This window comes from Shewanella donghaensis (genome assembly GCF_007567505.1).
Lineage (GTDB): Bacteria > Pseudomonadota > Gammaproteobacteria > Enterobacterales > Shewanellaceae > Shewanella > Shewanella donghaensis.
The window spans coordinates 4,710,680-4,728,591 of record NZ_CP041783.1; the positions used below are offsets into that span (position 1 = coordinate 4,710,680).

4 protein-coding genes are annotated in these 17,912 nt (G+C 43.9%); all 4 read right to left on the bottom strand.

Annotated elements, in window-relative coordinates:
- Window positions 1-7: 7 nt before the first annotated feature.
- Genes FPK91_RS20085 through FPK91_RS20100 form a run of 4 tightly spaced genes read right to left on the bottom strand, consistent with a single transcriptional unit; the run spans window position 8 to window position 17,629 of the window.
- Window positions 8-6,121, bottom strand: coding sequence for a hotdog fold thioesterase (locus FPK91_RS20085; protein WP_319593226.1), 6,114 nt, complete (start codon window positions 6,119-6,121; stop codon window positions 8-10).
- Window positions 6,118-8,481 (bottom strand): PfaB family protein, encoded by a 2,364-nt coding sequence (locus FPK91_RS20090; RefSeq protein WP_144213761.1) that lies wholly within the window; start codon window positions 8,479-8,481, stop codon window positions 6,118-6,120. Before FPK91_RS20090 ends, FPK91_RS20085 begins: the two co-directional genes overlap by 4 nt.
- Window positions 8,478-16,775: a type I polyketide synthase gene (locus FPK91_RS20095; protein WP_144213763.1), complete on the bottom strand. Its 8,298-nt coding sequence runs from the start codon at window positions 16,773-16,775 to the stop codon at window positions 8,478-8,480. The genes FPK91_RS20090 and FPK91_RS20095 overlap by 4 nt, the downstream gene beginning before the upstream one ends.
- Complete coding sequence (locus tag FPK91_RS20100) at window positions 16,772-17,629, bottom strand: transcriptional regulator (protein ID WP_227006636.1); 858 nt, start codon at window positions 17,627-17,629, stop codon at window positions 16,772-16,774. The genes FPK91_RS20095 and FPK91_RS20100 overlap by 4 nt, the downstream gene beginning before the upstream one ends.
- Window positions 17,630-17,912: the final 283 nt, after the last annotated feature.

Below are 17,912 nucleotides of genomic sequence, written 5' to 3' on the forward strand. Positions count from 1 at the left end.
TTATTCCTTATGCCTCTTCGATACAGATAGCGATATCTTTTACTTCGTAAATTCTTAAGCCATCTTTACTTAAGTTCGCGTCACCTACGATGATGCGCTTGCCGTTTTCATCTTTCACGGCGCTAATGTGTACGTCTAATGACATTTGTTTGTTCAGCGGGTTTATTTGACCGCGGTACTTCCATTTAATGTCTGACAAAATTTGGCCAAACTTAGGGTTGGTAAAGCCTTTGCCTAAGTCTTTGCTAATGGCGTAAGTTTGCATTAACTCGATAACAGCTTCAACGCCTAATGAACCTGGCATTACTGGATCTTGATGGAAATGGAACTGGAAGAACCAATCGCTTGGGTCAATGGTACGTGAACCAGATAGGTAACCTAGACCATTTTTACCGCCTTTATCAACGATTTCAGCTTTGTCGATAAAGTTAAGCTGACCGCCTGCAAGGCAATAATGTGGCTGATTTGCTGGCGCGTGGAATACCCGAGACTGCTTATCGAGTAAATCGACAGTAATATCAGCGGCGACATTATTATCAATATGCCAAGGATGGGTAATACGGCCGTTATCAATACCTAGTTGGTTTTTAAGGGCGTCGCCTTTAAAGTAACCAAATACCGCGCTGCCTTTATAAAACGGCTCGTTATCAACACTTAATTCAAAGGTAAAACTTTGAATAATATTGCTACCTGCAATTACAGTGGACAGTAAGCGTGAGTCATTGACGATAGTTTTACCGCGCAAATCGACATCACGTAATAGCTCTCCGCTACCATCTAAGTTACGGAAGAATAATTCTTCACCAGGGAAACCTAATGTGGTGCCCATGTAGCCCGAGATAAAGCCGTTAGGCTGCAGAGAAATTTCCATTAATACCGAATAAGGCATCACTGAGGCGTGGCTGTTTTTAGTAAAGTACCAAGCATCTGTTGGGACTTCGTATTCAGCGATACACGATGACGGCTTTTTAAGTTCGCCACGTTTGCCTTCAATTTCAACAATACGGGTTGTTAGCTGTAAATCACCACAGGGAGTACGCGGTGGGATAAAGCCACGGTAAATACTGAAGTCTGGGCCGAAACAGTTTTCAATGTTGCCGGTTGCAAATTCGAACATGTGGTACGCCGTAAATGGTAGCGTATCAGGAGTACGATTTGGGTAATCTGGTATAAGCGGCGCTTCAACATGTTGTAGTGGAATAACGCCTTTATTGGTTGGTGCTGATAGGTCAGGTATTTGTGACATTAACGGCGCATTTTTTGATGCTTGGCCGCTAGCTTTACTCGTCTCAGTACTCGAAACAGTCGCTGTGTCGTTAACAACAGTATCGTTAATATAACGCGCGCACTCGCTCTCTTCTTTAAGCATCACCCCAAGATTTTGGAAATCAACCACCGCTTTACCGTTAAGCAAAATATCAATGTTGGCTTTGGCATATGGGCGAGGGTGAATACCAATCTCAGTCACTTCCATGCGGTAAGTCAGTTCACCGTGTTGTGGCAGAACTTGACCACGACAACGCACTTTTTGAGACGCATTTTCAAGTGGTTGGAAACGACCATTTTCAACTAAGGTGTGCATACCAATATGCAGCATGAAGAACTGCAGTAATTGACCACAACCTTCAGCCATTAGTGAGCCAGCCATGACTTGGTCGCCTTGGAAGTGACAAGGGAAATACCAGTGATCAGGTGCCAGTGTTTTATGACCTTCAATGAAGCCTAAGCCCCATGCTCCGCCATGCACATCCAGATTGCCAACTTGCTCAATCATTAAGAATTTTTCAGAGGCGAAGCATAGTGAATCTTGCTTACCTGAAGCCAGTTGATGGTTTTGATGCTCACCTGCAAAACAACCGCCGATATCGGCGTGCAGTAAGTTATGGATTTGACCATAATCAAACTGGGTTTGAGCGCAATGCAATAATGGCTCAAAACGTGGCTTATTCGGATTGTTAAACGCATCTTCACGCAGTTTAATTTCATCTTCGGTGCGAATTACGCCTTTACCATCATCAAGTTCTTGGTCAGTAAAGAATCCTGCACAACCACCGTCCATTTTCAGGATCATCTTATCGCCAACAAAACACTCGTAAGAGAAGAAGAATAATAATGTCTCGCCATTACGGGCAAAATTATTAATCTTAATGTCATAACGAAGTGTGTCGCCACCGCGAGGTAAGTCTTCTAAAAAGGTCAGCGTACAATCAAGTAAACGATAAACGCGCTCACCTTTGTTTTCAAAATCAATGCCCAAATAACTGATCAACATTAAGTCACATTGACCTGATTCAACCGCGACAGCCCAAGGTATTTGGCCATCAACTAAATATGGCGCATCAACTGGGATGTCATATTCAGTGGTCATTGAACAAGGTTGGTATTGGTTCATGGTGGCAGCTAATTTAGTGACACGAGATACCAATAAATAATCAGTGGTTGGAAGACGTACACGACGTGAGTAGTTATCAATAACAGCGTAATCAGGGCCAAATACTTTGGCGATGTCGCCTTCAGCGTATTCAACTAAGTCGGCATAATTCCAGATACATGGCTTATCCGCAGGGATAGGCGCGATATACGGTGGCACACTGGCGTGATTTGGACGAAGTGTAGGCGCTACTGCAACTGGCTGAGCTAGCACGTTTACTGCTTGAGTCGGGGCGCTTTGTACTGGTAAGGCGTACGACTGCCCATTGGCCTGAGCAAGTTGTTGCTTCATCAGTGCATCAGCTACTTTCAAGCCTTCATTACGGCTTTTTAAGAATGCCAGTTGAGCTTGATGTGCTAACCACTGGTTTTGTTCAAAAGCAGTTAAATGTGCTGGTGGAACTTGTGCTTGAGTCTGAGCTTGTGCAAGCGAAGGTGTTTGCACTGAAGATGCAGATTCCTGTTTAGCAGGACTGAACTGGGTAGAACGATCTGAAAACGGCATAGGGGACTCTATTATTGTTGATGGTGAATTCACCATCGCTTGTTTAGTCGTTGAAGTATTTTGACGCTCACTCATTTGAGGTGCTTCAAAATGTCCTCGGCTCGCCATTGCTGTGACAGCAGTAGACGCTACGGGTTTTATTTGGGCTGTTTTAGCTCGGATGCTATTAATCTCAGCGAGTGGCGCATCGACAATATGTTGGTAAATATCGCGGCCACCAAGGCTAACTTGCTTAACTAAGCTGAGCTTCTTGGCTGTTTGCTGCTGAATATCAATATCTAAACGTTGCTGACTCGCAAGTTGTTGCTCTGATGATTGACTTAGTAAGAGCTGTGAACATTGGTTTTCACTTAATGTGGCTACGATGGCATGTTGAGGCGCTGCTGCGTTATGAGGCAGAGCTGAGTTATTAAGAGCTGCTTGCTTAGGCAGAGCGAACAAGCCATGTAATAAACTGGCTATTCCCGATGCAGCAAAGGTATGGCCAATACAAGACTGAGCAGTAGTGCTTCGGGACTGGTTAAACAACTGCGATAAGGCTTGCGAAGCCTTTATGCTTGAAGAGTTTAAACAAGCAGGCGCTTGGTTTAATTCAACTAATTGAATATCCGTACTACTTAATCCAGTTTGAGTCAGCAAGGTATCAGCGATTGAGCCTACTTGTTCGCTGTAACCAAACTCTAGGCTTTCAATGGTGCCGTAACTGCCAGCAAAGCTAGATTCACTTGTACCTTCATCAGTCATATCTTGATCAGAAAGCGCGCCTAGGGCTTGATGAATCAAGTCCACATTGGAAGCGTTTGCTTTAGTGGCCTGCAATACGATAGCACCAGCACCTTCACCAATTGATAACGACTGACTTGGCTGAGCACTTGAACTTAAGTGAGCACTGGCACCCGCTTGAGAAAGCGAGGCTGTTTTAAGGACGATATTCTCAATGCTACCTGATAAGTCTACCGCAGCAATAATCACCGCATCCAAAGGCTCTTGGCGAGACTCCATAGCCAGTAGATTTTGCGCCACATCAATACAGCGGTTAACTGACTGCTCACCTGCAGAAATAGTGAAAGCAGGGCCATTAAAGTCCCATAGTGATGAGATGCGCGATGCCATAATATTACCAATGAAACTGGTATATTGATTCAATTTCGCCGCATCTAACACGCTATCCATCGCAATGGTTTCAAGTGCTTGGTATTCAGACTCTGACAAGCTGACGCCATGGGCTTTTAGACTTGCCGCTATTTGTGTGTGCAAGTTAACGCGGCCACGGAATTGATGTAATTCAAGCTCCGTTTCCATTGCTACAAGTACAGCAACCTTACTACCAGGTTCAAGCTTTGCATCATGAATTGCTTCATCTGCGACTTTCATTAATAGCAATTGTTGCGAGATTAAGCGGTCATCTTCATTTGGCGGCACTTTGAAGCGCAAGAAGTCAAAATCAAACTGATTGATATATGCACCTTTGGGGGCAGCTTCACCTTCAAGATTGATACCAAACTGTGATAATAATTCTGGGTGTTTATCTAAGCCTTTCCAACGTTTTTCTGGCAGGGCTGTAAATGCCGATTGTTTAGCGTCAATCGCTTTAGCAAAGGCATTAATGCTTGATAATGGCCCAAAGTGAGCCGCCATACCGGTAATATGCATCGGCTCTTGGGCGTTGATTGTAGATGCATGAGTTGCAGAAGATTGAGCTGTAGAAGCATTAGTTGTCGAATTATCGGCTTGAGTTTTACCTTGATAAGACTCAATTAACAAATGCGCGTTACAACCACCAAAGCCAAATACTGAGACTCCCGCATGACGGGCATTATTTCCCGCTTTGTCTGGCCAAGGCAATACATCACTTGGCAAGTTAGTGTTACCAAAAGTACTGTTTGGTGAGTTGATTGGGGCGCTGACATTGATACTCGGAGGTAGTACACCTTGGCGCATGGCAAAAATCATTTTCATGATCCCAGGCATACCTGCAGCCGTTAATAAGTGACCTAGATTTGATTTAGCTGAGCCAATTAACGGCGTATTAGTACCGTTAAGCTTTTCTTCAAAGAAGCGTTCCATTGAGGTCAGTTCAACTTTATCACCTAGTGGTGTTCCCGTTGCATGGCACTCAATCACTTCAATATTGGCAGGGCCAAAGCTTTCATCATGCATCGCCGCATCGGCATAAGCACGTTCAAAGGCTTTTACTTGGCCGTCGCTATTTGGGCTGAGTACAAATTGGCCTTTACCGTCATTTGATAATCCAATACCGCTAACTAATGCGTATATATGGTCACCATCACGTTCAGCATCTTCAAGACGTTTTAGTACTAATACGCCAGCACCTTCACCAGCAAACAGGCCTTTAGAATTACTGTCAAAAGGCGCTGAAATTCCATGGTCTGGGTAAGCGTGGAATATTGAAAAACCCATATTAATAAAGAATGGGTCAGCACCTGATACCGCGCCAGCTAACATCATGTCAGCCTTACCAGTATGCAAGTAATCACAGGCAAGTTTTAATGAGTAAACTGAACTAGCACAGGCTGCATCAAGGCTTAATTGCGCGGCGCCTAAACCCAGTGCATCAGCAACCAGTTTTGACGCGTTATGAGCAATGGCACCATTTGACAGTGACGCTGGGATTGGTTGTTGATTAAAACCTTCACTATCAAATGATTGTAAATTGAAGTTGGGTTGCTGCAATTTATGCTGCAAGGCTTTTTCAACTGCGCTGTGATATAGCGGTACAAATAATTCATTTGATTTTGCTGTTGGGAACGACAAGGTTCCCATGACAATACCGGTGCGATTAAGCGTTAGATTGTGCTCAGCGTTATTAATATCAACACCCGCATCAACCAGGGCTTTACGGGCAGTATCGGTCGCCCATAAAAAGCTGTCGTCTAAGCCGTTAAATTGCTGCGCAGGAATACGGTAACCTTCAGCATTAAAGCTGAAGTTTTGAATGTAGCCACCTTTGTCGCAATAAAAGCGGTCTGATTCACCTTGTACACCCTGATAATCGGCTGGATTAGCATTCAGTTTTTGACTGCTAATGGTGCTACGAGAATCTTTTTTATCCAGCAGGTTTTGCCAAAATTTAACTGGGGTGTCTGCGTCAGGGTATTGGGTGGCTAAACCGACAACGGCGATTTTGGGTACGCTGTTATTGTTTGTTTTCGATTGAGAACTCAAGATTGTTCTCCTTCTAATTGTGGGGCTAAAGTAGCATCCGCTTGATGATTGTTAGCTTCAAACTTAAGTGTGCTAGTCAACAAATTCGCTAACCCATGTGTAAGGCAGGTAAACGAAACTGGTGCTTTGTGACTGATAAGCTGGGCAATACATTTAAGCAGCGCTGTTTGATCATCTCCACCTTTGGCATTGACAGCAATGGCTTGGCAGGGCTCTGAAACTGTAGGACTTGTGCGAGCAATTTTATCAATCAAGGTGGTTGTTTGACGATCTGCACCGATTTCAACAAAAAGTCTCGCCCCTAATTTACGTGTGTTGTTAACCAACTCAGTAAAGTTAAGCGGCTGACAAAAGGTGTCAGCGATTGAGGTTGCAATATCAAGGCTGCTGACATTAATCGGTTGTGAACTTGCTGCGCTGATAAATTTTATCTGTGCAGTTTGTTCAAGCTGCTGACTTTCATGAAGTGCTTGTTGATAAAATTGAGCCACTTCGCAATGAATTAGCATGGCTGGCGCAGTATGCATTGCGGTAACGCGGTTTGCTGCGATGCCGCGTTTGCCGATTTGTTTTAGCAGCGCTTTACAGCTGTCTTCACATCCTGCCAGCACGCAAGTATCACCTTGAATGATAGCGAGGTAACAACGAGGATATTGTGATAATACCGCTTCAATATCGGCAGGGGTTGCTCTAACAACAAAACTATTCCACACAATATCGTCAGCTTGGTTCAACTGCCATGCCTTGCGCACACAATCTAAACGACCTGAAATATCGGTAGTGAAAATAGAACTGGTTTGAGTTGCCTCAATCATACTGTGGGGTTGCTTCCAAATACCAAGGCTTGCCCACATAGACGCTTCGCCCATGGAGTAACCCATGGCAAAGTCAGGCTTAACGTTAAAATATTCGGTCAGCACTTTGGTTAAGATATAACTTGCACCAACACCTGCAATTGCCAGTTCACCCAAACTCATATCAGTGACTTTAGCGTTATCAGCATAAATGCTATCCGCCTGAAGCATGGCTTTTACATCACCATCACGCTCTAACTGAGCATATAAGTCAGGGAAGAAGCGCGGCAGTTGACTGAACATCTGTGGGTAAACTGTGCCAACACCAGGGTAGACGAAACAAAGACCATTCGCACCCAACGGCACATTGGCCGTAAGCATCAAACAACTACCTGATGGGGTCTTGTATTCAACTTCCGATGAAGAACTTTCTGAGGTTGTAGAGCTATTTGTTGATGAGCTAATTGTCGATGAGCTAATTGTCGCTAACATGGCTTCAATTTCGGTGCATGCACTTTCAATTGAATTGGCCATGATCACCGCAGCTTTACCTGCTTGGTGATCAAACGCGTGTAGATTGCTCAACATCAGTGCTAACAGCTTGCTGTGGTTCACATTGGTTGCTGAACCGGCACTTGTATTGGCAGTTGGGCTAGTTGTAACACTGGCACTTGGGTTAGTCATATCAGCAGTAATAGCGTTTAGCTGGCTTTGTAACTGCGTCAGTTGCTGCTGTATTCCTGAGACTGTGCTGGCAGATATTGGGAAAAACAACCTGGTGTTATCCAGTAATGAGCTTGCCTGCGCAAGTTCAGTTCCCTGAACGAATACAACAGCGTGTTGCATTTCGGCTTCAATAAAATTGAAACTGGCGACACGGCTTTGGTGCATTTCACTAAACCAATACTGTTTACCCTTACTGTTATTGCCACTGTTATTCTCACTGTTGTTTTCAGTTGGCAAGCTACGAGTCGCAAGGTGGCCAATCAACTGAATCAGTTCAAAAAACTTATCTTTATAGCTAGTGCAATGAGTCGCATCGATTTGAGTTGGACTAATATGAGACCGTTTAGCTTGAGTTAGTGCTTGTTGCACTGCATCAGATAACTCGTGACCTTCACCCATACCGGTTAAATAGGCATGGGGATGACACCGATGTTTTGCTGCAACAATTGCTGGCATCATTAACAAGCGGTATGGCAAAGCTGGATGGCTTAGCAATACTGTTTGTTGATGCTCAATGCGTTCAATAGCTTGGGCTAAATAGTCGCGAAAACTCATGTTTGAGTTTGTGGCGGTATTTGATGTGCCATCTAATGACGACACATCAATTTCAAGCGGGATAGCTGTAGCGCCTAATGTTTCAGCCAATGAACAAGGTTTGATAGCGGCAAATGCATTGTTATTTGCATGCAAGCAAGCATTAGTTCCATAAATCCCATTAGCAGCCTGCGTCAATGATGCTGCATCATTGGCAATCAGTTTTAAGGCGATGCGCATGCCTTTTACTGATGCAACGTTTGTTGGCTCAGACTTTGACATCGCAGAAGTTGATTGATTGCTCACACCGACTCCTGCAAATCAGCAATTGCTTTAGCTGGGGCTAAAAAAGCCTCATTCAAGCTTTTACTAATGGTTGTTTTTGCTGCTGTCATGGTGCAACTTAAGCGACCATCTTCATGGTAAAGCGCAATATTTGCAGTCAAAGAGCGACTGGTACTTTTTACGACATTAAGCACTAAATAACCTTGGTCATTCGATGTAAATGGTGCGTAAGTGGTTAGCTCACCAATGGTTGATGGCAAACTTGCTGCGTCATGCTTTATTCGCGCCCACACTAGCATTGCTTGTAGCAGTAGATCTTCTGCAAATGCCTGACTACCACCGAATTCAAGTTGCGCTTCAAAACCTAAACAATCAGTTTGTTCAACTTTTGGTAAGGTCACTTTGCAAATAAGCTGGCTATCATTAGCAACCAATACTTGCTTGATCCCTTGTAAACGTGGGCCATGAAATAAGCTGCCGTTTGAATAAAGTTCACTGTCAGTACTAATGGCTTGATTATTTTTAACGTTATCAATGATTGACGCCAAGTGAGCTATTTTATCGGTTGCTGTAATGGCAACTTCATTAAGCAATGCACTGTTGACGATTAAGTTCGCTTGGTATTGCGGTCTTAATAACGCGTTAGCATCACTGTTACCGTCAAGTACTCGGCTAGAAATTAATGCTTTTAAGCCTTCAGCGGTTTCAGTTAACTGTAGAGTTAATTCTTGTGGCTGGGCCGACTCAAAAATAATGCCTTTAAGTAACTTATAATCTTTGGTGCTTACAGGTAAACCACACAGTTTTTGCGCTGTTTCACGCATCCATTGTATGGCGCACACTGTTGGCAGTACTGGATTACCCGCGATGCAATGATCTTCAATGAAGGGCATTGCAACCGGATTAAGTACTCTTACAATAGATAAGCTGCGAGGCTTATCTGCTGCAGTTGCACTGTTAGATACAGTATTTAAAAAAGATAATGTCAGCGAACTCTCAGCATTTAGCGCAGAGTCCGCATTAAGCTTTTTTACAGCTGAACCTGTTGCTTGTTCTGAAGAATCTGAACCTTGCATGCTCGAACCAATCAGCATTTGAACACCGGTTTCAGATAACAGGCTGTGGGCAAATAAATTTGCGCCTTTATCTAACGGAATAACATAAACGCCACGTTCAACAAACATCTTCTTTAATGCTGAGCTGACCATTCCGCCATCCCAAGGGCCCCAGTTAAAGCTCATTACTTTGGCTTGCGGATAATTATTGGCAAGTTGTAATGCGGTTTTATTGAGGATCTCATTTGACATTGAATAGTCACTTTGTCCCGTGTTGCCGTAGAAACCTGCAGCAGATGAGAACATAGCAACCAGCTTTAATTTACTCGCATCAATGGCATTAATGATACCTGCAAAGCCGGTGACTTTAGTGCCGTATACACGACCTAATTCAGCTAAGGTTTTGTCTTGGATATGCTTATCAGCCAATACACCTGCGCCATGAATGATGCCGGTAATTGATTTGAAAGCTGAAAGCGATTGCTTAATGGCATCATCTGAGCTGACATCCATACTGATATATTCAGCACTTGCGCCCACTTCAGTGAATGCTGCTAAGGCGCGGTCAATCTCTAAGCTACTGGTAATTGGCCATACTAACGCGTCAATTTGTTTTGGCGTTGGCTTGTTACCTTGAGATTGAATAAAGCCAATTGCAGCTGCTTTTAACTCTTTAGCTTGCTTGCCTTGAGCCCATGTCGGCAGGTCAGTTGCAAGGTGTTGACTACGACCTGCAAGGATAAAGTGAGACTTTGTCTGTTTAGCAAGTGTAAGAGCACATTCAAATGTGACGCCCTTAGCACCGCCTGTGACTAACACAGTATCATTGCTATCAAGGGTCGTGGTTTGATAGCGCGTTTTCGCAGTTGTGGTCGCTGTTAATGTATGACGACCTTCGCTGCTTATACCTACCTCAACAATCTCATTGACAGCATTAACATCAAATAACTCAGCAATAACGGCATCAGCAAGGTCCACAGCTTCAAAGCTTGGGGCGATATCTAATGCACGGCAAAACACCGTTGGCCATTCATGGCTAAGGGTTTTACTTAGACCTGAAAGCGCTGCTTGATTTAACTCAGCAGTGGCAAGTTCATTCGTGTTTAAGTAACCAAAACCACCATCAATACGACTTACTGTCATAAAGCTTACACGTTCAGTTTTTGCTAATTCGGTAAAGCTTTTCTGTAGGTGTTTAGCCATTAAGAAAGCTTGTTCAACAGCAACAAAACCGGCATCACTTAGCGGCATGACATTGTTCGTAGTGGCAAGTTGTGGTTGTAGGTGAACAAAACCAGCAACTTTATGCGCTTTACTGATTTGGGCAATGACATCACTAATCGCTTCATCATTTACAGCCGTTAGGTTGTAACTTTTGATATCACTGCTTAGCGGTGATTGTGCGCTAGTGACTGATTCTGGACTACGAATAACGGCGACGGTTAGGCCTGTTGCGGTGAGTTTTTCTGCTAGAACACCTGCGTTATGACCATCATCATTGATGACGATACACGCTTCTTTAGAAAAACAATCAACTAACTTATCCGCCGCTGGTAGCTTTTTTAGCGCGACTTCCTGATGTGGAGGTAAGTCTGTTGCTAAATCAGATGAAGTTGTCGCTACTTGTGGGGCAGAGTTTGTAGCTGCAGCAGAGTTCATAGCGCCTGCGGCTGACAGCTTGCTGTTCATATAGTCGACGATTTCACCAAGAGTACGACACTCAGCTAAATCTTCTGGGTTAAGCTCCGGCAAGCCTGGTAGCTCATCTTGAACTGTACCTAATATTTCTACACGTTTGATTGAATCGATACCAAGGTCTGCTTCCATGTCCATGCTAAGTTCTAGCATTTCAGTTGGGTAACCGGTTTTTTCAGCAACCACTGACATCATGGTGCTTTGAACTTGTTCGGCTGTTAGACCTGAAGCGACAGGTGCCACTTGAGTTGCAGTTGCTGACGCAGTAGCAGAACCAACTGGTAACTTAGAGTTCATATAAGAAACGATTTCACCAAGGGTACGGCACTCAGCTAAATCTTCTGGGTTAAGCTCAGGTAAGCCTGGTAGCTCATCTTGAACAGTCCCTAAAATCTCAACACGTTTTATAGAGTCGATGCCTAAGTCTGCTTCCATATCCATGCTAAGTTCTAGCATTTCTGTTGGGTAACCTGTCTTCTCTGCAACAACTGACATCATCGTGCTTTGAACTTGCTCAGCACTTAAACCTGAAGCTACTGGTGCAACTTGAGCTGCAGGCGCTGACACAACAGTAGGCGCAGCACTAACCGCTGGTAGCTTGCTGTTCATATAATCAACGATTTCGCCAAGGGTACGACACTCAGCTAGATCTTCTGGGTTAAGTTCAGGTAAGCCTGGTAGCTCATCTTGTACTGTGCCTAAAATCTCAACACGTTTGATCGAATCAATACCTAAATCCGCTTCCATATCCATGCTAAGTTCTAGCATTTCAGTTGGGTAACCGGTTTTTTCAGCAACAACCTTCATCATTGTATTTTGAACTTCTTCAGCACTTAAACCTGAAGCTACTGGTGCGGCAGAAACTGCTGGTGCAGAGTTCATAGCGCCTGCAGCTGGCAGTTTAGAGCCTTCAGCGGGTAGCTTAGAGTTCATATAAGCTACGATTTCGCCAAGGGTACGACATTCAGCTAAATCTTCAGGGTTAAGTTCAGGTAAGCCTGGTAGCTCATCTTGTACTGTGCCTAAAATCTCAACACGTTTGATTGAGTCGATGCCTAAGTCTGCTTCCATATCCATGCTAAGTTCTAGCATTTCTGTTGGGTAACCGGTTTTTTCAGCAACAACCTTCATCATTGTATTTTGAACTTCTTCAGCACTTAAACCTGAAGCTACTGGTGCGGCAGAAACTGCTGGTGCAGAGTTCATAGCGCCTGCGGCTGGCAGTTTAGAGCCTTCAGCGGGTAGCTTAGAGTTCATGTAGTCAACGATTTCGCCAAGGGTACGACACTCTGCTAAATCTTCTGGGTTAAGTTCAGGCAAGCCTGGTAGCTCGTCTTGTACTGTACCTAAAATCTCAACACGCTTGATTGAATCAATACCTAAATCGGCTTCCATATCCATGCTAAGTTCTAGCATTTCAGTTGGGTAACCGGTTTTTTCAGCAACCACTTCTAGCATGGTATTCAATACTGTTTCAGCGGATAAACCTGTAGCTACAGAAGAAGCAACTGGCGCAGCTGAAGCTGTAACGGCTCCTGCTGTTGGTAGCTTAGAGTTCATATAGTCAACGATTTCGCCAAGGGTACGACACTCAGCTAAATCTTCTGGGCTAAGCTCAGGTAAACCTGGTAGCTCATCTTGTACTGTACCTAAAATCTCAACGCGCTTGATTGAATCGATACCTAAATCCGCTTCCATATCCATGCTAAGTTCTAGCATTTCAGTTGGGTAACCGGTTTTTTCAGCAACGACTTCTAGCATGGTTTGCAATACTTTTTCAGCAGACAAACCTGCTGGAGCAGCTTGAAGCGTGGCAACAGGCGCAACAGGCGTCGGTACAGAGATAGGTTCTGCAGTAACAGTTCTTGCTGGCGCTAATGCAGCAGTTACCGTTTTGCTTTCTACAGCAGCTCGAATTACAGGAACTTGAGTTACTGGCGCTTGAGGAATAGCTGCTTGAGCAATAGGCGCTACCGGTGCCGGAGTCACTGCAGGAGCTTGTACTTGAGTAGGCGCTTGAGTTGCGACTATCTGTTGAACAGCCTGCTTCTGAACAGGTAATGCAGAGCCTGTTAACATTGAAAGTGCAGACTGGCTAGAATGTGCTTGCTGCTCTAAGAACAATGTATGGCTTTGTAGTGTTTGTGCTTGATGCTGGTGGAATAGCTCCATTGAGCGTTGTAAGCTCTCAGGAATAGCGAGTCCTGCAGCAGCCATTTTGCTTTGCTCTGCCATAAGGTGAGTAAAGGTATCACCATATTGCTGAGGAATGGCTAAGAATTGCTGATGTAAGTTTGCCGCTTGCTGCTGAGCATTGAAAAATGCTTCTACGCTACTAGTACTGGCAACTTGCTGAACGGGTTGGCTGTTCATCGTCGATGTCTGAGCTTGAGATTGAACTTGGGTATTCGTTGCCGCTTGCGCTGGCACGACTTGAGTTCCAGCAACTTCAATATATTCTGTTTTGATCACTTCTTTTTCCACAATCTTTTCTACTATTTTCTCAACGGGTTTTTCAACAATCTTCTCAACGATGGTTTCAACCACTTTTGATGTTACTTGACCTGTCGCTAATGATTTTTCCATTTTGGCGCGAGTACTGGCACTAATATGGTTAGAGGCAGTCAATTTAACATTCATGCCTTTTGGCTTAGCAGGAGCGGCAATGTCAGCTTGGTATGGATCAATCTCAGTCAACGGTGCGCCCAATACACTTAACTGTATTGCTGCAATACGAAGCTGTGTATCACTATTACCTTTAGGATTCGGGTTTATGCTGACAACAGATACTGACTCAGCTTTATCTCCCAATGTGGCTTGTACCAGTTTTTGAAGAATGTTCTTAGGACCGAATTCAACAAATACACGTGCACCCGCGTCATACATATTATTTAGCTGATCAGTAAAGCGAACTGATTGCAGCATATGTTGCTTGAATGCCGCTTTAATTGATTTAGCATCTGTTGGGTGTTGCTCACCGGTGGCATTTGAGAACAAGGCCACTTTACTTGCACTAAATTTGGCTTTATCAATCGCTTTAGCAAAGGGCTTTTGTGCATGACCCACAAGCGGAGTATGGAAGGCGCCAGACACTGGCAGCGCAATCGCTTTAAAGCCTAATGCGCTAATGGCTTTAGCCGCAGCTGCGCAACTTTCAGTAGGCCCCGCAATAACAAGCTGAGTCGCTGAGTTGAAGTTAGCCACTTTTACGCCATCAAAATCACTGATACAGCTTTCTAATTTTGCGATATTGTCAGCATTGGCCGCGTCAGCATCATTTGCTGGCAAGATAATGGCGTACATGGTGCCTTTATCAAGTGCATTACCGTCTTTATCAACCGCAGATGCTGCCATTGATTCACCGCGTGCAAATGATAGTTGGTAGTAGTCATCATTAGAGATAACACCCGCTGCACATAATGCAGAAAGCTCACCAAAGCTGTGACCTGCAAACATGTCGGCAGCAAATCCAGATTGAGTGAATAGCTGATATTGACTCATGCTGACGACACCAATCGCGCTTTGGGCGTTGTCAGTGCTCGTCAGTAACGCTGCTTGCGCCTCTTTATCTGCTTTTTCAAATGCAGGGATTGGGAATAATACTTGTGAAAGCGGCGTTTTGTTAAAGCTAGCGAAGACTTTATCAGCCTTGTTAAGCTGCTGACGCATTTCAGGGAAATGACAAGCGACTTCAATACCCATGTTTAAGTATTGAGAACCTTGGCCTGCAAATAAGGCTGCAACTTTAGCTGACTTGTTACCTTTAGCTGCAGTATTAATTAAAGCGGCTGAGCGGTAGCTAGTGCCTGAAGGCAATTGCCAAGCATCACTGTTTTGGCTTTCAAGCTGTTTTAATGCTAATTGTAATTGAGCCGTTAGCTCAACTAAATTAGCTGCAACTAGGCCTAAACGTGGCGCACTTGCATCTAAAGTTCTAACGGCATATTGCTTAGCAATACGGGTTAGTTCAGCTTGAGCAATGCTGGTGTTGTCAGTATCAGTCAGCTTAGCAATGCTTGTGATTAACGCGCTAACTTCAGTTTGAAGTGCCGCTTTACTGTCTGCGCTAATTAACACACTTTGGGCAACTTGGCGTTGACGGTATTTAGCATCACGAGCATGTTCAGCGCTGTATTCTTCAAGCACCATATGGAAGTTAGTTCCACCAAAACCAAATGAGCTAATACCAGCGCGGCGCGGTGTACCGTCTGTACGAGGCATCCAAGGGCGGGTTTCTGTATTTAAGAAAAACGGCGAGTCTTCAACGTTCAGTTTTGGATTAGGCTTAGAGATATTAATACTGGGTGGCAGCACTTTATGGTGCAATGCCAGTGCAGCTTTAATCACACCCGCAGTACCTGCAGTAGATTTTGTGTGACCCACTTGAGATTTAACAGAACCTAATGCAATGTGCTGCTTAGTGTCAGAGCCTTCACTGAATACTGAGCTTAAGCCCTTAAATTCAGCAGCATCACCTGCAGCAGTACCTGTACCATGTGCTTCAATTAAGCCAACAGTGTGAGGCTCAAAACCAGCATCATCATAAGCACGCTTTAATGCTTTTGCTTGGCCTTCTGGGCGAGGTGCATAAATAGATTTGAATTTACCATCTGATGACGCGCCCACACCTTTAATAACAGAATAGATTCTATCACCATCACGCTCAGCATCTTCAAGACGCTTCAGCGCAACCATGCCGATACCTTCACCGATCATCATACCTTTTGAATCAATATCAAATGGTTGAATGGTTTCGTTAGTGGTAAACGCAGGCGTTTTAGAGAAACTCATATACATAGATGGTGAGTTATCAGTACACACACCACCCGTGATCATCATTTCACTGCGGCCTTCAACAAGTTCTGTTAGTGCCATACGCATCGCGGCAAGTGAACCTGCACATGCTGCATCAACAACACAGTTCATTCCACCTAAGTCAAAACGGTTAGCAATACGACCTGCGATAACATTACCTAAAGAACCTGGGAATGAATTTTCTTCCCAGTGGATATATTGGTCTTGGAATTTTTTGATCAACATATCAGTGTCAGCATCGCTTAAACCACTGCTTTGGAATACTTTTTTAAGTACAGGGTATTGTAAGCGACCAGTAAGGCTAGCGTTGATTTTTTGACCGCCACCCACACCCAGCGTAATACCGATTTTGTCAGTATCGTAGTCTTCAGTGATGCCTGCATCTGCCATCACTTCTTTAGCGATAACCAATGAAAGTAGTTGCGACGTATCAGTAAGCTCAAGGATATTTGGTGGTAAGCCAAATTCCATAGGGTTGAAGTCAACTTCTGGGATAAAGCCACCGCGTTTACAGTAGCTTTTATCTGGAGTTGATTTATCTGCATCGAAATAATCTTCTGGACGCCAATGTGTATCAGGTACTTCGGTAATCGCATCGATTTTCTCACTGATTAAGTCCCAAAACTTATTCAGGTAACGCGAATTAGCAAAGATACTGGCCATGCCGACAATAGCGATTGGCATATCTTTAAGACGTTTATTGAGTCGTTTATCTTCAACTAACTCTTGTGGGGTTGGTTCTTGGCTCATTTTGAGTCTCCATTGTTCAGCTCATCCATAGCTGAATTATTTGTAGAGTGTGCCGCTCCCGATGCGTGCATGGTTTTTGCGCCAGGGAAGCGAGCTAAAAAGGTGTGGTAATTTTTTACAAGTAACTTTCTTAAGTGAAACGGGCCGTGCTTTAACACATAAGCGATATAGCGATTGGTCGCTTGTGTATGGCTGTCTTGATAGATATCTAAATAAACCCAGTCGGTTGCAAAATCAACCCCGAGTAATATTGAGTAGCTGTGTTCTTTGGTGAGCTGAGGCGGAATGGTAAGGGATACCACTTGCACCACATTTTCTTGCGTGGCCTCAGGCAGTGATAAGGTTTTTGCTAATGTTTCTGGATTTAAAGTGTAAGTCGCTACATCTGTACCTTGAACAATAGGCAGCTGATTAAAATAGCGCTCTGGTACGTAAGGACTTTCAAATTCATCGAGCTTTGATACGCCATAGCGTTTTAAGCAGCGGGCAAGTCCCGAGCGAGAAACATCTTTATTAATAAATTGCTGGGTTATTTTTAGCAATCTGTCCAACGGCATTTTGAGTTGATAGCGCAGGCCAACAACAACATATTCTTCCATTGGCGATAATGTGGTTTTTAAGTGGTGGGGCGTATTAGGTGTGTCACTGATAGAGTCGCGCTTACGCCATTTCCTTACAGTTGCTTCGGAAATATTAAGAATTTTAGCTAACTGACTGACCGTGAAATCCGACGTTTGAATGAACTGACGCATTTCTGGTGTGGTAGTAGCATTACGGTGGCGGACTACTGACGTACTGGTGTTCGCAGTCACTGACTTTTTAGTCACCGTTTTTGATATTTGTTCTACTGTCATTTAGAAAATACTGCTGTCATTAAGGTGTAACCTTTATCTGATTTTTTAATGCCGTATAACCTGATGGGACTTACAAAGATTAACAATCGTTAATCTTGTTAAACGTTGTTTAAACCCAATTGAGCAAGCAGAGTACATGAGGTTTCGGGTCGATACAATCACCCGAGACTGAATAATCACAGCTCCGACCATATTTAGCTAACACTTGTAAGCTGAGTTCGCTATTTGTTATAAAAAATAATTGGTGAGTTAAAGAATGATCTAGGTCAATTATTGCACTTTG

Bases quoted from the DNA above. Each gene is read 5' to 3' on its own strand.
- FPK91_RS20095 (WP_144213763.1), bottom strand. From the start codon at position 16,775: ATGAGCCAAGAACCAACCCCACAAGAGTTAGTTGAAGATAAACGACTC.
- FPK91_RS20100 (WP_227006636.1), bottom strand. From the start codon at position 17,629: ATGACAGTAGAACAAATATCAAAAACGGTGACTAAAAAGTCAGTGACT.